At 37.5% G+C, this 21,225-nt stretch carries 21 protein-coding genes; 18 read left to right on the plus strand and 3 right to left on the minus strand.

Annotated elements, in window-relative coordinates; all coding sequences use genetic code 11:
• The first annotated feature begins 372 nt into the window (after positions 1 to 372).
• From V7124_RS18305 to V7124_RS18330, 6 genes are all read left to right on the plus strand, one after another.
• Positions 373 to 1,188 carry a ZIP family metal transporter gene (locus tag V7124_RS18305; RefSeq protein ID WP_335491999.1) on the plus strand — a complete coding sequence of 272 codons (816 nt, stop codon included), beginning with the start codon at positions 373 to 375 and terminating at the stop codon, positions 1,186 to 1,188.
• 88 nt (positions 1,189 to 1,276) lie between these two features.
• On the plus strand, positions 1,277 to 1,855 hold the full coding sequence (locus tag V7124_RS18310) for a hypothetical protein (protein WP_335492001.1): 579 nt from the start codon (positions 1,277 to 1,279) through the stop codon (positions 1,853 to 1,855).
• A 55-nt stretch (positions 1,856 to 1,910) separates the two neighbouring features.
• A complete protein-coding gene (locus V7124_RS18315) occupies positions 1,911 to 2,564 on the plus strand; it encodes a TVP38/TMEM64 family protein (RefSeq protein WP_335492004.1) in 654 nt (217 codons plus the stop codon).
• 69 nt (positions 2,565 to 2,633) lie between these two features.
• Complete coding sequence (locus V7124_RS18320; RefSeq protein WP_335492007.1) at positions 2,634 to 4,601, plus strand: ABC transporter ATP-binding protein/permease; 1,968 nt, start codon at positions 2,634 to 2,636, stop codon at positions 4,599 to 4,601.
• 57 nt (positions 4,602 to 4,658) lie between these two features.
• On the plus strand, positions 4,659 to 5,336 hold the full coding sequence (locus tag V7124_RS18325) for a response regulator transcription factor (RefSeq protein WP_335492009.1): 678 nt from the start codon (positions 4,659 to 4,661) through the stop codon (positions 5,334 to 5,336).
• Positions 5,329 to 6,651 (plus strand): sensor histidine kinase, encoded by a 1,323-nt coding sequence (locus V7124_RS18330; protein ID WP_335492011.1) that lies wholly within the window; start codon positions 5,329 to 5,331, stop codon positions 6,649 to 6,651. The genes V7124_RS18325 and V7124_RS18330 overlap by 8 nt, the downstream gene beginning before the upstream one ends.
• A 212-nt stretch (positions 6,652 to 6,863) precedes the next feature.
• Here the strand turns inward: V7124_RS18330 and V7124_RS18335 are convergent, their stop codons facing one another.
• Positions 6,864 to 8,447: a glucose PTS transporter subunit IIA gene (locus V7124_RS18335; protein WP_335492013.1), complete on the minus strand. Its 1,584-nt coding sequence runs from the start codon at positions 8,445 to 8,447 to the stop codon at positions 6,864 to 6,866.
• 184 nt (positions 8,448 to 8,631) lie between these two features.
• On the opposite strand from V7124_RS18335, the gene V7124_RS18340 reads away from it, so the two are divergent.
• The 5 genes from V7124_RS18340 to V7124_RS18360 all read left to right on the plus strand — a co-directional run bounded on the left by V7124_RS18340 (position 8,632) and on the right by V7124_RS18360 (position 14,756).
• A complete protein-coding gene (locus V7124_RS18340) occupies positions 8,632 to 9,834 on the plus strand; it encodes a helix-turn-helix domain-containing protein (protein WP_335492015.1) in 1,203 nt (400 codons plus the stop codon).
• A 197-nt stretch (positions 9,835 to 10,031) separates the two neighbouring features.
• Positions 10,032 to 10,700, plus strand: coding sequence for a ribose-5-phosphate isomerase RpiA (gene rpiA, locus V7124_RS18345; protein WP_335492017.1), 669 nt, complete (start codon positions 10,032 to 10,034; stop codon positions 10,698 to 10,700).
• A 126-nt stretch (positions 10,701 to 10,826) separates the two neighbouring features.
• The gene (gene gnd, locus V7124_RS18350) at positions 10,827 to 11,720 is read left to right on the plus strand and encodes a phosphogluconate dehydrogenase (NAD(+)-dependent, decarboxylating) (RefSeq protein ID WP_335409941.1); all 894 of its coding nucleotides are present in this window, start codon (positions 10,827 to 10,829) and stop codon (positions 11,718 to 11,720) included.
• A gap of 36 nt (positions 11,721 to 11,756) precedes the next feature.
• Positions 11,757 to 12,416, plus strand: a complete 660-nt coding sequence (fsa, locus tag V7124_RS18355; protein ID WP_045517207.1) for a fructose-6-phosphate aldolase — start codon at positions 11,757 to 11,759, stop codon at positions 12,414 to 12,416.
• Positions 12,417 to 12,491: 75 nt separating this feature from the next.
• Positions 12,492 to 14,756 (plus strand): EAL domain-containing protein, encoded by a 2,265-nt coding sequence (locus V7124_RS18360; protein ID WP_335492021.1) that lies wholly within the window; start codon positions 12,492 to 12,494, stop codon positions 14,754 to 14,756.
• A gap of 283 nt (positions 14,757 to 15,039) precedes the next feature.
• On the opposite strand, the gene V7124_RS18365 is transcribed toward V7124_RS18360, so the two are convergent.
• A complete protein-coding gene (locus tag V7124_RS18365) occupies positions 15,040 to 16,068 on the minus strand; it encodes a hypothetical protein (protein WP_335492024.1) in 1,029 nt (342 codons plus the stop codon).
• Positions 16,069 to 16,121: 53 nt separating this feature from the next.
• Positions 16,122 to 16,595, minus strand: coding sequence for an Hsp20/alpha crystallin family protein (locus tag V7124_RS18370; protein ID WP_335492026.1), 474 nt, complete (start codon positions 16,593 to 16,595; stop codon positions 16,122 to 16,124).
• A gap of 232 nt (positions 16,596 to 16,827) precedes the next feature.
• On the opposite strand from V7124_RS18370, the gene V7124_RS18375 reads away from it, so the two are divergent.
• The 7 genes from V7124_RS18375 (at position 16,828) to V7124_RS18405 (ending at position 20,862) form a co-directional block, all read left to right on the plus strand.
• A complete protein-coding gene (locus V7124_RS18375; protein WP_335409955.1) occupies positions 16,828 to 17,067 on the plus strand; it encodes a hypothetical protein in 240 nt (79 codons plus the stop codon).
• An 18-nt stretch (positions 17,068 to 17,085) separates the two neighbouring features.
• Positions 17,086 to 17,352: a hypothetical protein gene (locus tag V7124_RS18380; RefSeq protein ID WP_335409957.1), complete on the plus strand. Its 267-nt coding sequence runs from the start codon at positions 17,086 to 17,088 to the stop codon at positions 17,350 to 17,352.
• Positions 17,349 to 17,582, plus strand: coding sequence for a hypothetical protein (locus V7124_RS18385; protein ID WP_335409959.1), 234 nt, complete (start codon positions 17,349 to 17,351; stop codon positions 17,580 to 17,582). The genes V7124_RS18380 and V7124_RS18385 overlap by 4 nt, the downstream gene beginning before the upstream one ends.
• 59 nt (positions 17,583 to 17,641) lie before the next feature.
• A complete protein-coding gene (locus V7124_RS18390; RefSeq protein ID WP_335492028.1) occupies positions 17,642 to 17,878 on the plus strand; it encodes a hypothetical protein in 237 nt (78 codons plus the stop codon).
• 362 nt (positions 17,879 to 18,240) lie between these two features.
• Positions 18,241 to 18,807 (plus strand): RNA polymerase sigma factor, encoded by a 567-nt coding sequence (locus V7124_RS18395; protein WP_335409964.1) that lies wholly within the window; start codon positions 18,241 to 18,243, stop codon positions 18,805 to 18,807.
• Complete coding sequence (locus V7124_RS18400; protein WP_335492032.1) at positions 18,785 to 20,395, plus strand: DUF4179 domain-containing protein; 1,611 nt, start codon at positions 18,785 to 18,787, stop codon at positions 20,393 to 20,395. Before V7124_RS18395 ends, V7124_RS18400 begins: the two co-directional genes overlap by 23 nt.
• A gap of 335 nt (positions 20,396 to 20,730) precedes the next feature.
• Positions 20,731 to 20,862 carry a YjcZ family sporulation protein gene (locus tag V7124_RS18405; protein WP_335409969.1) on the plus strand — a complete coding sequence of 44 codons (132 nt, stop codon included), beginning with the start codon at positions 20,731 to 20,733 and terminating at the stop codon, positions 20,860 to 20,862.
• Positions 20,863 to 21,225 lie beyond the last annotated feature (363 nt).

Below are 21,225 nucleotides of genomic sequence, written 5' to 3' on the forward strand. Positions count from 1 at the left end.
AACAGAGAATGATAACAAATTATCAAATAATATTAGGGAAAAAATAGCCAAAAACATAAACATTCCGTCAAAAAACATTTTCGTAAATATCAATTAATGTGCTCTCTAATTTAATCCATAATGAGTAAATGTATTGTATGTAGGTGGAAATCAAGGTCGGACGTAATCCCTATCATTGAGATAGGGATTGTTTTACTTTTACGTAGTAGCCTTATTTATGCTTATTTTAATACTCATTTAGGTTATTAATATGGATTATACATCCCATACGGTTTTTGCAATTTAATCATGGGTGTGGTAGTTTTTTCCTTGTAGTAAACTTTTTAAACTTTATCTAATCCTGGTGAATGATTTTTTAAAGGGGTCTATTTGATGGTTGATTTTTTTCAAAACTTTAATCCAGTAACACAGGCATTTATAGCTACTTTATTTACGTGGGGAATGACTGCATTAGGGGCAACACTCGTTTTTGCAACAAAAACCGTAAACCAACGATTATTAGATAGTATGTTAGGCTTTGCTGGTGGTGTCATGATCGCTGCAAGTTACTGGTCTTTACTGGGACCAGCGATTGAAATGTCAGGTGACAACGCTGTAGGCGCTTGGTTTCCAGCAGCTGTTGGATTTTTATTAGGCGGGATTTTTTTATGGGGTATAGATAAGGTTTTACCACATTTACATCCAAATGCTCCTATTCAGGAGGCGGAAGGATTTTATCCAAAGAAAAGAAAAAGAAGTACATTGTTAGTCCTTGCCATTACACTTCATAATATTCCAGAGGGTTTGGCTGTCGGCATTGCTTTTGGTGCACTTGCAAATGGAGGTACTGAAGCATCCTTTGCCGGCGCTTTGACTTTAGCTCTAGGAATAGGGATTCAAAACTTTCCAGAAGGCGTTGCCGTTTCCATGCCATTAAGGGGGGAAGGAATGTCCAGAAGAAAGAGCTTTTTCTATGGGCAATTTTCGGGTATGGTCGAACCAATTGCTGCGGTCATCGGTGCACTAGCTGTCTCATTTATTGAACCATTATTGCCGTATGCATTAAGCTTTGCTGCTGGAGCAATGATATTTGTTGTTGCCGAAGAAGTTATTCCAAGCTCACAAGAAAAAGGTAATAAAGACCTCGCTTCTATAAGTTTAATGGTTGGTTTTGTATTAATGATGATTCTCGATGTGGCATTAGGTTAAATAGGATACGGTCATTTTTAAAAAGTATTTTGAAAGAACCTTTTTTTAAAAAAAGGTTTTTTTGAGTTTATTTTCAGTTCATATAAACATGATATCTTTTGTTTATAAAGAATTTGAGGTGAAAATAATGGAAAAATATATGGCCAATAATCATTTGCGTTATTTAAAGGGTTTTCGTTGGTTTGTTATTGTATTAAGTGCTGTCTTGGTCCTCGGAGGGACACTCTCAGTAGTGGGATTGTTACCAAACAGTATATGGAGGGGCTTAGATCATTTTCTAACTAAAATGACGCAAATTTTTGGATTTGCTGCCGTGTTCCTAATTATTTTTAGAATGATATGGAGATTGATGAAAAAGAGTAAAATTCCAAATGTTCGCTGGATATTCTCCGCATGGCAGTTTCTAAAAAAACGGCATGTTTTATTTGGGTGGATTGTAGCGGCTGCAGGAACTGCACATAGTCTATACTTTCTAATTTTTATCCCTAATGACATGAATGGAGTTTACAGCGGGTTGGTAGCTTTCGCCGTCATGATTGTCATGGTGATTTTCGGTTATAAATTGAATCTAAAAGAACGTACAAGCAGGAATGTCAGAGTTCTACATACCATTCTAGGAATTGCCTTTATTTTTGGGCTATTATTCCACATGGGAAATCTACATTAGGATGAATTTAAAATTAAGCCAATTTTTTTTTGGAAGGGTGAGTTTATTGAACAGGGTGAAAAAAACGACAATTATTGTTCTCGTATTTATGACTTTGTTCATTGTTACTTTGAATACCGATTTAATTCGTAGTATTATCTCCGGAAATATACAATCCATTACTTCCATATTAGATGATAATAAAGCTTTGACATTATTTATCACCTTGATGATTATGTTGGTTCATAATGCTTTTCCTGTCATTCCACTTTTCCTCGTCATTTTGATAAACAATACTCTTTTTGGCTTTCAATTTGGTGTTTTGTGGAGCATATTAACTAGTATTCTTTGTGCGATAATCGTATTTCTAAGTATTCGATATGTCCTCCAAGATTTGGTGTTGAAAAAAGTTAACTCAGGCATTCTTAGTAAAGTAGAACGGAAAGGACTTTGGTATCTATTGTGGGCAAGAATTTTTCCTTTTGCTCCTACAAGTATCACCAATGGCGCCTCAGGTATTAGTAATATTCGATTTTCATATTTTATCATCGCAACCGCATTAGGAAATTTCATTTTATTCTTTGTTTACACTCTTATTCAGGCAGGATTGTTTTCACAAGGATTTAATCAATATGTAATTGGAATCATCATTCTTTCAGGATCTATTTTATATTACTTTTTTAAAAAAGCTTTCTTTGCGAAAAAAAGAACTAAAAAACAATTTGATTAAACCATTTAATAAGGATTTTCAGTTCAAATAGAAAATGGTAAGTCATGATAAAAGAAAGGATTGAAGAATATGAAATTACTAGAATTAAAACATGTAAATAAATCATATAAACTTGGTGGAAAAGAATCAGTTTCTATTCTGCGAGATGTGAGTATAAGCTTTGAAAGTGGCGAATTTATTTCCATCTTGGGGGAGTCTGGTTCAGGGAAATCGACATTAATGAACATTATCGGCGGGATGGATTCTGATTATGAAGGAGACGTCATCGTACAAGGGAAAGCGCTGAGAACGATGAAGGAAAGGGAAATCGATGCCTACAGAAAAGAGAAGATTGGATTTGTTTTTCAAAGTTTTAACTTAATCCCACATTTATCAGTACTAGAAAATGTGATGATTGCAATGCAAATGATGGATAAAAGCGAAAAAGAACGAACGAAACGTGCAATGGAAATTTTAATAGAAGTTGGTTTGATGGATCATGCAAAGAAACGGCCAAATCAACTTTCTGGCGGCCAAAAGCAGCGTGTAGCAATCGCACGTGCTTTGGCTAACGACCCTGAGATTATTTTAGCTGATGAGCCAACAGGCTCACTCGATCAAGAAACAAGTGGACAAATCCTTGAACTGCTTGATTCGATTGCCAAAAAAGGTGTCCTCATTATTACCGTGACGCATTCACAAAAAGTAGCTGATTTTGGCAGTCGGATTGTATCGGTAGAGGATGGGCGAATTAAAGAAGATCAGTCTTTAAAAGAGCGTTACACTACTGTCAAGGGAACGGTACAGAAAAAAGGGAAAAATTTAAGTTTGATTGCTTCTTTTAAACTGGCTATGAAAAATATGCGATTAAAGGCGAAAAGAAATATTCTCGTCGCTTCGGGAGGATCCATCGGAATATTCAGTGTCATTTTAATGTTGTCTTTAGGCAATGGTGTAACAGACTATATGAATGATGAAATTAACACAAATTTGAATCCGCTTCTTGTCGATGTGGTAAAGTCGGCTGAAACAGAGGTAGTAGAGGAGCAGGGAGGACAGCCCAATCAACAAATTGGGGGAGAGCCATTTACAGAAGAAGACATAGCTACAATCAGCGGATTGAAAAATGTTGAAAGAGTAGAAAAAGTGACAACAATCAGGGGAAAAACCAATGTTGTATACAGTGAAAAGAATTATCAGCTATCGGCAATGGCAACTTTAACCGACACGATTATTAAGGATAATATTGAAAAGGGAACCCTTCCATCTGAGAATGAAGTATTACTGACGACATCTTTTGCACAAAGTTTAACCAGTGAAGAGACATATGAATCCCTCGTAGGGGAATCTATTAAACTTTTTATTAACGAAATGGGAGAAAATAACCTACCAATAACCGTGGAAAGAGAACTTATCATATCGGGTATTTATGCTCAGGAAGATATGGGGCCTATTGAAGGAGCAAGTGCATACGTTTCATATACAACACTTGAAGATGCCTACAGCGCACAGGAATTACCATTGAAACCTGTACAGCTTAATGCCTATGCCAAAAAACAAGATGATGTAGAAGGAATTAAAGCAGATGTGGAAAAAGCTGGCTTCGTAAGTTCACCGATTGCAAGTATAATGGAACAAGTAACCACGTATGTGAATATGGCAACGTGGCTGTTAGCCGGAATTGCGGCTATCTCCCTACTAGTGTCGGGCATCATGATGTTAGTAGTTCTTTATATTAGTGTTGTTGAACGAACTAGAGAAATTGGTATTTTACGGGCGATTGGTGCTAGGAAGAAAGATATTCGACGTATTTTCTTTTCAGAGTCTGCTCTAATGGGCTTATTAAGTGGTGTAATTGCTGTGGCAGGTGCCCTAGTAATTAGCATTCTTTTAAATAATTTGTTATCGAACAGCTTCGGTGCTGAACTGATTCAGCCGACGAAGGAATACATGCTGTTTGGAATTGGAGCCAGCACATTAATCAGTGTGATTGCAGGATTACTGCCATCATCTAAAGCAGCTAAACTCGACCCAATGGAATCACTTCGATACGAATAATGAGCAGGACAAAAGTCTTTTATCCCATTGTATAATAGGGTAAACGGAGGGTTCAAAATGAATAAAATTTTAGTAGTAGATGATGATCCCCATATTCGAAAGTTAATAAAGATTTATCTTGAAAATAGTCAATTCACTGTTGAGGAGGCAGAGGATGGACAGAAAGCACTAGATTATGTTGCACATACAAAAGTAGATTTAATGATTGTTGATGTAATGATGCCACATGTAAACGGCATCGAATTAACAGAAGATATTCGCAGGTATTTGGATATCCCGATATTAATGGTAACAGCCAAAGGGGAATCGATGGATAAAGTTAAAGGGTTTCAAGCCGGAACGGATGACTATTTGGTGAAGCCCTTTGACCCTGTGGAGTTGGTCCTGCGAGTTAAATCCCTTTTAAAGCGCTACAATATTTCTACATCAAAGACCATTGAAATTGGTGACGCAAAAATTGACCTTGAGACATTGATCGTTTCATCGAATAAAGAAACGGTATTGTTAAAAAAGAAAGAATGTGAACTACTATTTATGCTGGCCAGTTCGCCAGGTAAGATTTTTACCCGAACACAATTGATTGAAAGCCTGTGGGGAATGGACTATGAAGGGGACGAACGGACAGTGGATGTTCATATTAATCGCCTGCGTCAGAGGGCTGAGTCTTTCTCATCTTTAACAATCATCACGGTTCGAGGGCTCGGATATCGGCTGGAGGAAAAAAAAGGTGTTTAAGAAAAGCCTGCGTATTCAAATTGTCGCTACTTTCATCTTGATCATAATTATTAGCCTCTTTTTATCCTTTGGAATTACTCGCTTGATTGCAGAGAGGGAAATTACCTTTGACGAGCCGTTTTTGACGATTGCCAGTGACACTGCCGATCTTCTTGCAGTAGCTGAGCCGGATAGGCGTATTCAAGTGCTGTATATTTTATCTAGATATAATATACATGGTGAAATTTTAAAGGAAGGCAATGTACTGCCTTTTTCATTAACAGAAGAAGAAACTTCATTGCTATTTCAGTCTGATATAACAGAGCCGTTCTTTTTAAATACAAGGGAAGGTCCTGTGCGATTCATTGGAGTGCCGAATATCGATGATAATGGAAGTTCATTGATCGTAAAGGTGGACTTTACCCACTTTTCGAAGGTCCTGCAGCGTATCTTACTCATTAGTCTTATTTTGGTATTGGCTATTGGCAGTCTGTTTATTCTCCTGGCCTCTAATTACATTGTTAAACCAGTAAGAAAACTGACAAGCGCAGCGAAAGAAATGGCAACAGGAAATTTAACCGTGCGGCTTAAATCTAAAAAGAATGATGAACTCGGGGAATTGATATACAGTTTTAATCATATGGCAAGTGAACTTCAAAAAACTGATAAAATGCGAGATGATTTTGTTAGTAATGTTTCTCATGAAATTCAGTCCCCCATCACATCGATTCGAGGATTTACAAAGGCGATTAGAGACGGTGTCATTCCACAAGAACATCAGAAAGAACATCTTGATATTATTTATGAAGAAACGTTAAGGCTTTCAAAGCTTAGTGATCATTTACTTCGGCTTGCTTCGCTCGATTCAGATAACCATCCCTTTCATCCGGTGGAGTATCAATTGGATGAACAGCTACGAAGAATGATTCTCGTGTCGGAACCGTTATGGCTGGAAAAAAATATTGATGTTGAACTCCACCTCAAGCCTTGCAAAGTTAAGGTTGACCAGGATTTGTTTGAACAGGTGTGGCAAAATTTGATTACAAATGCGATTAAATACTCCGATAAAAATGACAAAATTGAAGTGAAAATGGAAATAGTTGATCAAAAAGTCCAAGTTCAGATAAAGGATACTGGAAAAGGGATTCCTGAAGAAGACCTTCCATACGTATTTGACCGATTCTATATGGTGGACAAAGCCAGAAGCCGTTCAAGAGGAGGCAATGGGCTGGGGTTGTCGATTGTGAAAAAGATCATCGAACTTCATGGCTGTCAAATAAACGTAAAAAGTGAGGAAGGAAAAGGCAGCTGTTTTACGATTTCCATCCCGCTTTAGGTTAAAAATATGTTTTACTAAATGAATGTGGTTACCAACATCGCTTTTATAAATTGATGAATAGAATTCTAGAATGTATCATTACACATTAAAAGGTGTAGGAGAGTGGCGCTGATGAAGGACAAAACCCAGCAGAAAAGCAAAACCCAACAGGAATGAAAGAGAAGTGTCCTTCACCGAACCGTCCTCCGGTCTCTCCTAAAAAAGCCTTTCTAAACGGTCAGTTTCAACAAATCATCTTTATATCCAACAGTTTGGTTATTCGTAGCTTTAACATCAAGGTATTCCGCTGTATTTGTAATAATAACCAGTGTATTTGTTTCGTATCCTGCAGCTTTGATCTGATCCATCTCAAATTCGATGAGAAGATCACCTTTTTTAACTTTATCTCCTTGCTTAACATGTGATTTATAAAATTTACCGTTCAGTTTAATCGTATCGAGACCAATAAATACTAATATTTCAGCTCCATCATCAGAGGTTACACCTACAGCATGTCTAGTTGGGAACTGTGTTGTAATGACACCATTTACCGGTGAAAATACTTTACCAACTTCCGGATCAATGGCAATTCCTTTGCCGACTGTCTCGGTTGAAAACAGTGGATCATTAATCGCTGTTAACGGAACTACTTTGCCTCTTAATGGACTGCTAATGGTTTCTGGTTTTACCCCAACAATAATATGATTGTAATTGTCATTTATTTTCGCCGGGATCCCTTCATAGCCAAGTAGATACGTCAATAGAAATCCAAGAGCAAAGGCGACCCCAATTCCGATTAGGTATTGCCCGATTGGTGAAAAGGCAGGAATGGATAGTACACTTGGAAGGACAAAATCATTCATGACTACGCCTAAGCTTCCATTAATAGCTCCACCGATTGCTGCAGCAATGACAACATAAACCATTGTTCTGCGATACCGCAAGATAATTCCATAGTTAATCGCTTCTGTTGTTCCAGCTAAAGCCCCTGGAACGATTCCACTTGCTGCAAGAGCTTTTAAATCTTTATCCTTTGTTTTTAATAAAACGGCAATCCCTATACCTACCTGTGCAAATGGTGCTGCTGCAGCCATGGCAATGATTGGGTCAGGACCTCCTGCTAAATTGGCAATAGCGAGAGGAATGACGGTCCAGTGTAATCCCAAAATGGTTAGGAATGTCCAAGTCCCGCCTAAAACAGCTCCTGCTAACAGTCCGCTTTGATTGCTTAAGAAATTTATTAAGGATCCGAGTCCTTCACCAAGCAATGTTCCAATAGGGCCGAACACGAGCATCGTTAACGGAACGAGGATGAATAAAGAAATCATCGGGTTGATAAACATCTGAATATCTTTATAGATCACTCTTTTCAATAATTTATCTAAACCTGCATAAACAAACATCGCAATAAAGATTGGAAATACGGTAGAAGAATAATCAGCTAATAGGACAGGAAGTCCTAAAAAGTCGATGGTCTTAACTCCGCCTTCAACAAGATGCATAATTTCGGGTGTTAGAAGGGATGCACCAATTACGCCGCCCACATATCCATTTGCACCGAGCTTAAGGGCAATGGATATGCCGAGAAAAACAGGAAGGAAATGAAAAACTGCATCTCCGGCTGCGGATAAAACCACATAGACACCGCTTTCAGGAGAAACCCAGCCTAACATATTCATTACAGATAACAAAGCTTTTAATAGTCCAGCTCCGGCTAAAACGCCGATAATAGGAGCGAAACTTCCAGAGATAACATTTAAAACTTTTGACAACTTCGATTCTTTTTCGCTTGGATTTCGTTTTAGATTACTCATAGTTGTTCTCCTCATCTATCTATTGCATTATTTTTCTTGTTATCGACTTTCATTTTTGTTCAATTGAAAGCGTTACGATATTTCTAGTATAATGGGCATAAATGAATTTTGTTAGGATTCATTTAACAATTTCAGGATAAAAAGTCATGTTTTTAATCGGCCCTAAGATTCTGGAGGAACAAACATGGAACAATCAAAAATCATCTCTTCTGCTATAAAAATACATTATTTAACCAATTTAAATACCTATTTACTAAATCAAAATGGTGAGTTTATGTACCATCAAGAAATGGTCTCTATCCCAGCTTTTATGCCAGGTTCAGATAATCAGGATATTTTGTATTTCGTCGAAAAGATGACCCATCAAGAACAACTCTATTCCTATATCAATGAATGGGGCTTACACTACTTCGGATACCCCTTTATGGCTGAGATGGAAAGATATACCGTAATTATCGGTCCCTATTTCGATAAGACACCAAATTTGTACCATTTATCAAGAGAATATAATCTCAATTATATACAAAGTGAAGATTTACGAGCTTTTGGAGAAAAAATGTATGTATTACCTGCAGAACAATCTAGCAGTTTTGCAAGTGTCCTCCAGCAGTTCAAAGCAATAATTGAGCAGGAAACAGCTCCAATCATCCTTGTTTCGGAAAAAGATAAAAGCTCTGCTTGGAAAAAACCAGATATCTTCAACGTGGATGAAGAGGCTGAACTAGTCAAATTACGGTATAAAACGGAGCAAGATTTTATGCATGCGGTTGAACAGGGGGATAAAACGAAAGCATTAGAACTAATCAATTCAAATAATGTGCTGTTCTATTTTTCGGAGCGATTTCCCAATCAACCGCTGCGCAGACTGAAAAATCTTGCTATTGTTCTTAATACACTGTTGCGAACAGCAGCAAAAAACAGCTATGTCCCAGCGATATTAATCCACCGTATTTCAGAAAAATTTGCTTTTGAAATCGAAAATGCCAATCAATTAAAGGTGCTTTATCAATTAGAAGATCGAATGATTGAGGAGTATTGTTCTTTAGTTAGCTCAAGCTCACTCAAAAAGTATTCAACCTTGATACAAAGGGCCATTGAACATTTGCAAAGTTCTTATGATAAACAGATTAATAAGGAAGAATTAGCAGACCTTTTGTCAACGCATCCAAGTCATTTATCCCGAAAATTTAAAGAAGAAACAAAGATGACCATTACGTCTTATCAACAAATGCTGCGCATAAAAAAAGCAAAGCATCTTTTAAAAACCGAGGAGTTAACGATCGAGGAAATTGCTTGGATGATTGGATACGATGATCCATCCTACTTTGCAAGAGTTTTTAAAAAGGAAATAGGAAGTACTCCTACGCAATATCGAGATAGGTTGTAGAATGAGAAAGATTTTTAATGCCAACCAATCTTTGAAAGCGATAATTTCTTTTAAAGAATTAGCCATATTTATTATCTTGAGTTAGAGATACTTTACTTATTTGTGGGAAAGAAATAATATAGTTACAGAAAGTAAAAAAAGGTAAATGGACACATTAATAATAGGGAATCCAACATTCATTGAAGGGAGGTTAAACCTTGAATGAGAAGAAAGAAGTCGGGGAAAAGGCTGTTGAATATGTGAAAGACGGCATGGTGGTTGGACTCGGTACTGGATCCACGGTGTTTTACACGATCACGAAGCTCGGTCAGTTAGTCCAGCAGGGACTTTCTATTAAGGGAGTTCCGACTTCAGAACAAACCAAACAGTTAGCGATAGAACTTGGCATTCCGATTGTTTCGTTCGATGAGATTGAGCAAATTGATGTCGCAATTGATGGAGCAGATGAGTTAGATCCTGAGTTAAATCTCATAAAGGGCGGCGGGGGTGCTCTTTTAAGAGAGAAAATCATCGCTAGAGCAGCAAAAACGTTTATCGTCGTTGCCGACTCGACAAAAAATGTCGATACATTAGGAACATTTCCACTGCCGATTGAAGTGGTCCCCTTTGGATATGAAATGACAGTAAAACAAATCAAGGATCTTGGAGGCAGTCCGAAGCTGCGGCAAAAGAATGGGACGCCTTATCTAACGGATAACGGTAACTTTATAATAGATAGTAGCTTTCAAGAAATTACCCACCCAAGAGAGTTAGAAAAAAGCTTAAACCTTACACCAGGTGTGGTGGATAACGGATTATTTGTAGGAATGGCAGATATTGTTATTACGATTAAAGATAAAAAACTTACAACGATATCCCGAAGCTAGAAAAAGGGAGAAATCGGTGCATATTTTTGCTATGCTAGCAATGTAGGGATTTAAGAGGATGTACATAGAAGGAGCTGTTAAAAGAACGAGATAGAATAAATTTTTTACACTTCGGAGGAGAACATAATGAAGGTTGGGCTTATTGGTTTAGGGAAAATGGGATTAAACTTAGGGCAAAATTTATTAGATCACCAACACGATGTGGTTGCATTTGATGTTAATCCAAATGCAGTAAAAAATATGATACAATATGGAGCAACAGGTGTATCAAGTTATAAAGAACTCATCCAATCCTTGGAGCATCCAAGAATTGTCTGGATTATGGTCCCGCATGCAGTGGTTGATTCTGTTATTGGTGAGATTTCACCATTTTTGGAACAAGGCGATATTGTCGTTGAGGCAGGAAACTCCCACTATAAAGAATCTATAAAACGCTACAATGATTTAAAGGAAATCGGTGTGAGTTTTATGGACGCCGGTACTTCAGGCGGTATGGAAGGTGCTCGAAATGGCGCTTGTTATATGATTGGCGGTGATCCAGAGGCCTGGGAGATGGTTGAACCCCTTTTCAAGGATACAGCTGTTGAGAATGGCTTCTTATATGCCGGTAAGGCTGGAAGCGGCCACTTCTTAAAAATGGTTCATAATGGCATTGAGTATGCGATGATGGCTGCGATTGGTGAAGGTTTTGAAGTGCTGGAGAAAAGCGACTTTGACTTTGATTTCGAAAAGGTCGCACGTGTTTGGAATAATGGATCCGTTATTCGTTCTTGGCTGATGGAATTAACAGAAAATGCATTCTCAAAATATCCAGATTTGGAAGAAATTAAAGGGACTATGCATTCCTCAGGTGAAGGAAAATGGACGGTAGAGGCAGCATTAGACCTCAAAACCGCAACACCGGTTATTGCAATGTCATTATTAATGCGTTATCGTTCTTTAGAGGATGACACTTTTACAGGTAAAGTTGTAGCGGCTTTACGGAATGAATTTGGTGGACATGCTGTCGAAAAGAACTAAACAATACTTTATAAAAAAATTGGAGGAAAAACGAAAATGAAATTTTTTATCGATACTGCAAACTTAGAGGAAATTAAAAAAGCTTATAAAATTGGTGTATTATCTGGGGTAACAACCAACCCTTCACTCGTTGCAAAAGAAGGCGTGAAATTCGAGGACCGTATCGCTGAAATCCTAAATGCCGTTCCAGAAGTTGAGTCCGTTTCTGCTGAAGTAACACCTAATGCTTTAACAGCTGAGCAAATGATTGCGGAAGCAGATGAGCTCATTAAAATCAACGGTGGCGATAAGAATATTACCATCAAAGTTCCAATGACACTTGATGGACTAGAAACTTGCCGCTATTTAACTAAAAAAGGTGTTAAAACCAATGTTACCTTGATTTTTAGTGTAAACCAGGCATTATTGGCAGCACGTGCAGGAGCTACGTATGTTTCACCATTCTTAGGACGTTTAGATGACATTAATGAAGATGGCGTTGAGCTAGTAGCGAAAATTGCCCAGATGTTCCGTGTTCAAAATCTAGATTCACAAATCATTGCAGCATCTGTTCGTCATCCTGATCATGTAACCCGTGTGGCGTTGGCTGGAGCGCACATCGCTACCATTCCATTTAAAGTCATTGAGCAATTATCAAAACATCCTTTAACCGATCAAGGCCTTGAAAAATTCGCGGCTGACTGGAAAACTGTATAAAAGTGGTTCAAGCAAAAGGGCGTTATTCCAAATAACGCCCTTTATTTTAATGTAAAGCACGGGGAGAGTTTATAAATGGGAAACTGGATTGTAGACCAAGCGCATTCCACTGTAGGATTTGAAGTAAAGCATATGATGGTATCGAAGGTAAGGGGTCAATTTGATTCCTTTAACGCTGAAATAGAAGCAGAAGATTTAATGGATTTAACAACAGCTAACATTGTTTTCAAGTTTGATGGGGATAGTATCAACACCCGTAACCTAGAACGAGATAATCACTTAAAATCAGCTGACTTCTTTGATATTCAAAAGTACCCAACGATTGATTTCAAATCTACTACTATCACAAAAAATAGTAAAAGTTATAAAGTAATGGGTGATTTAACCATTAAAGATAGGACAAAACCACTAGTATTTGATGTTGCGTTTGGCGGTAAAGGTACGAACCCACAGGGGATCGAAGTTTACGGTTATGAGGCAGAAGCCATGATAAACCGTGAAGAATTTGGTCTTACCTGGAATGCAGCACTGGAAACGGGCGGCGTCCTGGTGGGTAAAGAGGTTAAAATTAAAGTTGAACTAGAATTAAACCAGCAAGATAGTGCTGTTTTGGAAATCTCAAGTTTAGAAAAGAAATCACTAATTGAAAATAAGCAATTAAGCGATGAAGTTCACCGGATCATTGCCGAAAACTTATCGGACTTAGTTGCGATTATTGATAGGAATGGAGCCATTCAATATGTTTCTCCATTATTTGAAAAAGTGTTAAATTATGACCTGTCTTTACTTGAAAATAGTAATTTTTACGAAAAAATCCACAGGGATGAACAGGACACCGTTAGAAATGAGATCGTATCTTATTGTGGCAGAACCATAAATAGGGCATTGAAAAGCGAATTCCGTTTCCTTCATGAAGAAGGATATTACATAGATGTCGAGGCAAATATTGTTAGTATTAACGAACCTTCTTTTTCAGAAAAGGATTTAATATTAGTTCTAATGCGGGATATAAGTGAACAAAAAGAAGTACATAAAGCCATTTATCAATTAGCATTCCATGATTCCTTGACTAATCTTCCAAATCGACGCTCGTTTATGAATCAGCTGCGTAATGAAGTGATGGAGCGAAAATTCTCAAAATCAAACCTGTCTATATTTTTTATTGATCTGGATAATTTTAAGCAAATTAATGACCAATGGGGACATGATGCAGGGGACTTTGTGCTAAAAGAAGCAGCTAAAAGAATTCAATCTGTTATTCGTCCAACAGATATAGCAGCTAGATTTGGCGGGGATGAATTTGTCGTCATGTTAGAAGATGTGCAGGATGAACAGTATGTAATAACCATAGTTCAAAGTATCTTAGAGCAGTTCCAAAACCCTATAAAGGAAGCTGGTCAAGAATATACGCTCACCTGCAGTATTGGTGTGGCACATTTTCCTGAGCACGGAGAATCTCCTGAAGTTCTAATCAAAAATGCAGACAATGCACTTTATTATGTAAAAGAACGCGGTAAAAATGATTTTAAGGTATTCGATCAACGTATAGAAGATCAATCTTTAGAGCGTCGGTTACTAGAAAATGCAATAAGACAAGGGATCATGGAACACCAATTCTACTTGGAATATCAACCGAAAATTAATATGTCAACGAATGAGTTATTCGGTATGGAAGCATTGGTCAGATGGAAGCACCCTGATTTGGGGATCATTCCTCCAGGAAAATTTATTCCATTGGCAGAAGAAACCGGATTAATTGTTCCCTTGGGAGAATTGATACTTAAAGAAAGCTGCAGACAAGCATCTGCATGGAAAAATCAGGGTTATCCACCTTTAATCATATCTGTTAATGTATCGGTTCGTCAGTTGGAAGATATTAATTTTGTTGATAAGGTCAAAATGATTTTACATGAAACAGGATTCGATCCAAAATGGCTTGAATTTGAGATAACTGAAAGTGTCCTGGCAAATGTCAAAAGTACGGTAGCCATTTTAAAGGAAATTCGAAATCTAGGCATCCAAATTTCTGTCGATGATTTTGGAACAGGATACAGTTCCCTAAGTTATATTAAAGATCTTCCAATTAATACATTAAAGGTCGACCAATCGTTTGTTAAGGATATCCATACGAATAAAGAAAGTAAGGAAATTGCCAAAGCAATCATTAATTTAGCAAAGTCGATTGGATTAAATGTCATTGCAGAGGGAATCGAACTACAGGAACATGTGGATGAACTTAGTAAAGATGGTTATGTACTTGGACAAGGTTATTTCTATAGCAGACCATTGAAGGTGGAAGCATTTGAGGAATTTATGAGAACTATTCATGAAGCGTCATAAGGCTGGAACTTGTTGTTTTGGAAAACCTTGTTCAACATGTGGATTTCAGATTCAACTGTAAACAGAGGGCTCTTTTGATTCCCTCTAGCATGGATTTTTGTGTTCAACGGTAACCAGAGAGCTCTTTTGATTCCCTCTAGCATGATTTTTTGTGTTCAATGGTAACCAAAGGGCTCATCTGATTTCTGTTAGAATGAATTTTCAGGTACAACGGTAGTAATTAGAGAGTTTTTCTGGATTCAACCTCCACTTTAGAAGATAGGGCTTCTTCTACTAAGTGAAGTTAAAAAGAATCCTCTTCCATGGAAGGGTCGTCATCTTCAATCACAATATCCGTATACGAAACGTTTTCCTCAGATGGGCTGGAGGCTGGCTCTGAGGATGACTCCTCATGGTGAAGATCATCTGGCTGGTTTGTAACAGGCTGCTTATTTGCCATATCCTTCTTCATTTCTTTTATTTTTGCCATATTCTCTTTTACTTGCTCCGTGATTACCTTTGGTATTGCTTCTTTCCCATAGGTCGCACCAATATTTAAAGCTCCACTTAAATTTTTGATGCCAAGCTGAGAAAAGTTATTGTTCTGCTCATATTTATCTAAATATAGCTTATCAATATATAAAGTTTGTAAAATAGGTTCTTTATTCTTTATTGATCCTTCTGTTTCGTCCATTAGTTTCATTAAAACATTACTTTTTTCTAGCAGTTCCTCCATTCGATTCAGCAACCCAGCCTGAACTTCATTTATCAATAAAAAATTGTGTTCTAAGAGTTGTACTCTCTTTTCAATCTGCTTATAAAAAATTTCCTTCTCCTCCCTTTTTTCATTTGGATGTGGATGTGTTGAACAATCTTCAGAGGGCGTCTGCCGACTTTCTTCACTTTTTGATGGCTCTGCGCAAAGAACGTTTATCCTGTCATTGAGTATCGAAATTTGATTTTCTAAAACCTGAATTTTTTTAACAAACTGTTTTTCCCTTTGGAGAAACACAGCATTTTTTTCTGAAATAAGTTGTTCGATGAAATGAATTAAACGTTCATCGACTTTATTTCCCTCTTCCTTTTGTAGTGGATTTACGTCAGACGCATTCTCCTTGTTTTCTCCTTTAATATTCCTGCCTTGCGTCTTTGCTCGCTCCTGTTCTTTTTTTTCTCTACTGCTGTTACTATACATAGATGATCGAATCTGCTTCTCAAACTCCAATAAGCCTTTCATTTGAACCTCAATTGCATTGATTCTTAAAATTTGCCTTTCCCAATCATCCATGTCCTTCTTTTGAGCTTTTTGATTGAACATCCCTTTTATACGCATCCTGTCTCCCCACATTAAGTCTATTTATTTTTCCGTTCGCTTCACTCGTTATGTTACTCAATATTAACTCGCTCTTCTTGCAAAAACAGCCGTTTATATGAAACATATAGTAGTCCATTATTGAATTTAGCCCGTATTTGATTGGGATACGTCGGTTCAGGGAGCTGGATAACACGTTCAAAGGAGCCATGATATCTTTCTTGCTGTACGGGTTCTCCTGTAATCATTTGGTGATTATTCCCTTTGATTAACAGGCTCGTTCCTGATACAGATAATTGAATATTTTCCTTTAAGTAACCCGCTAAATCGGATATTAACAAAACTTCCTCATTCGTTATGAATATATCTGTTGGAGGAAACTTTCTTCCCTGCCCCGTTTTCTTAGCTGTTTCACCCGATTTATTTGAGTCAAGATTGTTTTTCATAAATTCATCAAAGGAAGATTGATCAAATATCCCATCCCAAAAATCACCGGTTTGGTATTTTTTGGCCAAATCCATCCATTGAGAGATTTTATTCATATCCATAATGGATATTCCCCCTTGTAATGCTCGCTATGAATCCCGGTACATGTCTACATTTATTATTAATAATATTGATAATTTATTTAATCATTCATAAAAATTGCCCACTCCTGAAATTAAACCCCAATGATCGACTAAGTTCCAGCTTGTCCGTATCGACTAAAAACATATTTTCAATGGAACGGTCATATAGTTAATTACCTTGGATAAAAGCGAAGAGAGAGGATTGTGAATCATGTTCTTTATACCAACGAAAGTGAATATTAACGGAATAAAATTAAATAATATTGATCATGTCAGTTCTATCTCTTTTAGTTCTACCGTGAAACAAAACAGAAATGTATCGGCTAAGAAAAATCAAGGGTTTGGCCAGCAGTTGGCTGATGGGTGCTTGAAAATCTACACAACAAGCGCTATTTTGGATCATGATATCGAGGATTCGGAATCACAAAAGGTAACTGGTAAACTACTTTAAATTACTAGGAGGATTTAAATGGTGGGTCCCGTTCCATACATTAATATCAATATCAATATCATTAAGGTAAATTCATTTGAAAATGCATCTGCAATAAATGTGGGTCAAAACCTTTTAGCAGAATGGCATAATTCTGATAAAAAAAACCAGGGGCTTGGCCAGAATATGGGAGATGGAACTAATTTTGTTGGTACGAGAAGCGCGGTCGATGACCGAGACCTAATTGATTCCAATTCTTCCTTTGAAACGGCTAATCTTCCTACTTCAAAAGGAGTAATAACATGATATTTGCACCTGTATCACTAAATATTATAGGAATTAAGATAAATGCCATTGACCATGCAGCAGTCGTCAATCTCGGTCCCAGTCAACATTTGGATCAATATGTTTCGTATAAACGGAACCAAGGAATAGGAGAACAAAACGGGGATTTATCCCCTACTATCCTGTCCAATTCATGGGTATTGGACCCGGATTACTCTGATAGTAATTCAGTTAAATCAAGCTTTTTATAGTGCACTTTAAGGACTTTTTGGGATAAATGGGAATAAATTAAAAGAAAGGAGTGTTGAACATGTTTTTTGTTTCACCAATGGTACTCAATGTTCTTGGAATTAAAATAAATACACTGGATAATGGTGCTGTTGCGAATATGGGGACCCTGCAAATAGTAGACCAATTTGTCACGTATAAGCGAAATCAAGCCTTTGGAGAACAAAACGGAGACCTTTCCCCAGTAACGGTCCCAGCTGCCACAGTCATTGACCCCGATGTCAGTGATAGTAATTCCGTTAAAAACAGTGTTGTGTAATAGAGGGTTAGAAACACTGAGACGGTTCGGGACGACCGAAAAACACGTCCTCATACTAGTAGGAAATGGAAGCACGCTTGTCTAAGATTAATGGGTTCTGTTTTCGAATAGAAAATATTAAAGAACACATTTAAAAAGCAGTCTGATTCGCATGCGAATCAGACTGCTTTTTTTGTTTTGTGCTGGATGGATGGCTAACGGATCGGTAAAAAATCATTTTCGGATTTTGCGATAGGTAACGGAACTTGTTCCTAATTTTATTTTCTTTTTTAAAAATGAAATTATTCAGCAAGTAAACTCGTTATAATAGATGAAAGAAAAAGTGAGACGTGCGCATGAGCGTTTTAGCAGGAGGGTTTTTTATGGGGGAAGAATGGCAATGGATTCAAGAAGTGCTGTCTGGCAATAAGCAAGCCTATGCACACATTATTAATAAATACAAAAACCAGTTATATGCCACCATTTTACGAATGACAAGAAATCCACAAAATGCACAAGACTTAGTACAGGAAGCCTTTATTAAGGTGTATCAACAGCTGGGGAAATACGATAATAAGGGATTGTTTTCAAACTGGATGTACCGCGTGGCAATTAACCATTGTATGGATGAGTTCCGCAAGAAGAGCTATAAAATGAAACCAATTGAAATAAATGAAGAAAAAGTAGTAAATCCCGATCATCCTGAAGTCATTTTTTTGAAAAAAGAGAAAAATCGCCAGCTTGAGCGGTTAATTGCAGCTCTGCCAGACGATGAGCGAATGATTATTCTTTTGCGCTATGTAAATGAATTGAGCTATAGCGAAATTAGTGAGTTGAGTGAAATCCCTGTTTCAAGTGTAAGGAATAAACTTCATCGAGCAAAGGAAAAAATGAGAGATACTGTCAAACGAGAAGGAGGGTATTTTCATGAATTGTCCAACAATAGATAAACTGTCACAATATGTTGATAACCTGCTGACGGAACAGGAGCTTGTTGACCTCAGCACTCATGTAAAAGACTGTAATGATTGCAAACACATGGTTGAAGAGCTTTACGAAGAACAGAAGTTTTTAATAGAAACTTTACAAACACCGACGCTGCCAGATGATTTTGCTTCTATCATTCTTGCTCAGCTTGAACCTTATGAAAAACAACCAAAAAAGCCTGCCTGGAAACGAAGAATGCTTCTTGCAGCGGGAGTAGTGTTAGCTGTGGGTTTGAGCACTACACTGAATCCAAGTTTTGCAAAGTGGGTTGGAGGCTTGTTTGCAACTGATCAAGTAGACGAAGGATTAAAAATAGCATCGAATGCAGGTATGGCAGAGCGGGTCAATCGTAAAGTGACGGATCAGGGGATTACATTAAGGGTAGAAGATGTGGTAGCGGATTCTTCCCGTGTGGCTTTATCCTATCAAATCGTTAATAAAAAAGGAAAAATACAGGATCCCTATATCGAATTGGCGGATTCCAAGAACGAAATCTTCGCCAGTGATCAAAATGGAACAAGGCTTGAAGGGGTAAGTATGGGCTGGCAGGATGGAAGTGAGTACGGCTTAATCGAATTTTCGCTGCGGGAACAAGAGAATTTAGAGGAAGTCAAGGTTACATTTGATTTGGTTGAGCTAGACGGTGTAAAGGGCAGTTGGAGGATGGAGATTCCGGTTGATTTAAAAGAAAGAAATAAATTTACGACCACTCTCTCATTAAATGGCGCGGTAACAGGCATGAATGGCGTAAACATTAATATGAAGGAAGTTCGATTTGCTCCTTCCTCTAGTGAATTATTATATGAAACCTCTTTTGAAAAAGAAGAACTGGAAAAGTTAGAAGAGAAGATTAAGGATTTAAAAGAGAAATTTGGTGAGGAAATTGTCCGTTCTTTCACGAACTATGGAACGGCAATTCAATACCATATTGAGAACGAGGAAAAGAAAGCAGTATACCATCACAATAGTTTTTTGGAAGGGAAAGGGCACCCGAGTGATTCAGGAGTACTCCAAGGTTCAGGTGCTGAAATGGGGAAAATCGGGCAGGTGGCCTGGAATGAATCCTTTATCCCGCAGAAAGAGGATGGCAAACTAACATTTGTATTAGATGGCGTAGTGAAAACAGTACCTTCCGATTTTTCAATCAAAATTAAACCTAAAGAATTAAAGAACCACCCTGTCTCATTTGAATATGAAGGCAATTATCTAACCATTAAGGAGGCAGATAAGGATCTTACGTTTTCTCTCCGTAAGTCGTTAAAACCCATTGAGATTGAAAATATTTTTACGATAAAAATGGAGGGTGGAAAGGAAGCAAGCAGCTCGAACCTTGGTGCTTGGGCATTAGTGGACAATAAAGGAAAGGCATTCCTTACGTATCCAAGCGGTGCAATTCTAGATGAAAAAGATGAGAATGGACGCTATAAGACAACTTTTGATATTAGGTCCTATGATCTCGATGAGGTTCCTGAGGAGTTAACCTTACACCTCCTTTCCGTAACACGTTATGAAAAAGCAGACGATAAATGGGAGGTTCCATTGTATAAGTAAACCATGACAGAAACCGGTAAAAAGAACTCTGGTAACACTCACCGGTTCCTTTTCCTAGAGACAATCATTAAAAATGTTACATAAAATGAGTGACAAATTGTATGTGAATTTGCACTCGTTTTTTTATTGGTGTATTTATGCCACTTTTTTCACAAAACTGCTGTGTTACTTGAATAAGAAAATAATTAGGCATTTTACAGGAGCGATTGGCTCACAATCGACTGCTTAAACATATTCCTTAGTTTTGTCCTCAAAAAAAATAGTGAAATAGCCCTTACCACCTGCATTTCTCAGCATATTTTATAAGGAATAATTATATAAAGGAGGGCTATCTAATGTTTGGATACGGCGGATATGGTGGTTGTGGTGGCTACGGCTACGGCGGCGTCGGTTACGGCGGCGGTTTTGCATTAATTGTTGTATTGTTTATCTTGTTAATCATCGTTGGAGCAGTGATCTGTTTCTAAGTAAAACCCAATTTCACTTTTCATAAAAATACAAAAAGCCCTTGTAGGGCTTTTTGTACACTCTGTTGAAAAAGTCTTTTATCAATGGATAAAATATGGAAAATTTTATAAAATCTCCTCGAAGTAATTAAAAGAGGAGTTTTTTTATGCTATTTAGGTATACTCCTCAACAAGAAGTTTTCAAACGGATTTCATTGACTAAAGAGTTTTCAACAATATGAATACAAAAAGCCCATGTTGGGCTTTTTGTATTTGAGACTTCCTATTATGGTTCATGTGAAATGTGTACAGGGGCTATGGTGCTTCGGCTACTCTATCATATGCATCCGTTCATGTGAGTTCCCAATAGGTTAAGCCCTATTT

Source organism: Neobacillus niacini (assembly GCF_036961885.1).
GTDB classification, from domain to species: Bacteria; Bacillota; Bacilli; order Bacillales; family Cytobacillaceae; genus Neobacillus; species Neobacillus niacini_H.

What these genes read in the sequence shown, in the direction of transcription:
- V7124_RS18305 (WP_335491999.1), top strand. Translation starts at nt 373, where the DNA reads ATGGTTGATTTTTTTCAAAACTTTAATCCAGTAACACAGGCATTTATA.
- V7124_RS18310 (WP_335492001.1), top strand. Translation starts at nt 1,277, where the DNA reads ATGATATCTTTTGTTTATAAAGAATTTGAGGTGAAAATAATGGAAAAA.
- V7124_RS18320 (WP_335492007.1), top strand. Translation starts at nt 2,634, where the DNA reads ATGAAATTACTAGAATTAAAACATGTAAATAAATCATATAAACTTGGT.
- V7124_RS18325 (WP_335492009.1), top strand. Translation starts at nt 4,659, where the DNA reads ATGAATAAAATTTTAGTAGTAGATGATGATCCCCATATTCGAAAGTTA.
- V7124_RS18335 (WP_335492013.1), bottom strand. Translation starts at nt 8,447, where the DNA reads ATGAGTAATCTAAAACGAAATCCAAGCGAAAAAGAATCGAAGTTGTCA.
- V7124_RS18340 (WP_335492015.1), top strand. Translation starts at nt 8,632, where the DNA reads ATGGAACAATCAAAAATCATCTCTTCTGCTATAAAAATACATTATTTA.
- gnd (WP_335409941.1), top strand. Translation starts at nt 10,827, where the DNA reads ATGAAGGTTGGGCTTATTGGTTTAGGGAAAATGGGATTAAACTTAGGG.
- fsa (WP_045517207.1), top strand. Translation starts at nt 11,757, where the DNA reads ATGAAATTTTTTATCGATACTGCAAACTTAGAGGAAATTAAAAAAGCT.
- V7124_RS18360 (WP_335492021.1), top strand. Translation starts at nt 12,492, where the DNA reads ATGGGAAACTGGATTGTAGACCAAGCGCATTCCACTGTAGGATTTGAA.
- V7124_RS18365 (WP_335492024.1), bottom strand. Translation starts at nt 16,068, where the DNA reads ATGCGTATAAAAGGGATGTTCAATCAAAAAGCTCAAAAGAAGGACATG.
- V7124_RS18370 (WP_335492026.1), bottom strand. Translation starts at nt 16,595, where the DNA reads ATGGATATGAATAAAATCTCTCAATGGATGGATTTGGCCAAAAAATAC.
- V7124_RS18375 (WP_335409955.1), top strand. Translation starts at nt 16,828, where the DNA reads ATGTTCTTTATACCAACGAAAGTGAATATTAACGGAATAAAATTAAAT.
- V7124_RS18380 (WP_335409957.1), top strand. Translation starts at nt 17,086, where the DNA reads ATGGTGGGTCCCGTTCCATACATTAATATCAATATCAATATCATTAAG.
- V7124_RS18385 (WP_335409959.1), top strand. Translation starts at nt 17,349, where the DNA reads ATGATATTTGCACCTGTATCACTAAATATTATAGGAATTAAGATAAAT.
- V7124_RS18390 (WP_335492028.1), top strand. Translation starts at nt 17,642, where the DNA reads ATGTTTTTTGTTTCACCAATGGTACTCAATGTTCTTGGAATTAAAATA.
- V7124_RS18395 (WP_335409964.1), top strand. Translation starts at nt 18,241, where the DNA reads ATGGGGGAAGAATGGCAATGGATTCAAGAAGTGCTGTCTGGCAATAAG.
- V7124_RS18400 (WP_335492032.1), top strand. Translation starts at nt 18,785, where the DNA reads ATGAATTGTCCAACAATAGATAAACTGTCACAATATGTTGATAACCTG.
- V7124_RS18405 (WP_335409969.1), top strand. Translation starts at nt 20,731, where the DNA reads ATGTTTGGATACGGCGGATATGGTGGTTGTGGTGGCTACGGCTACGGC.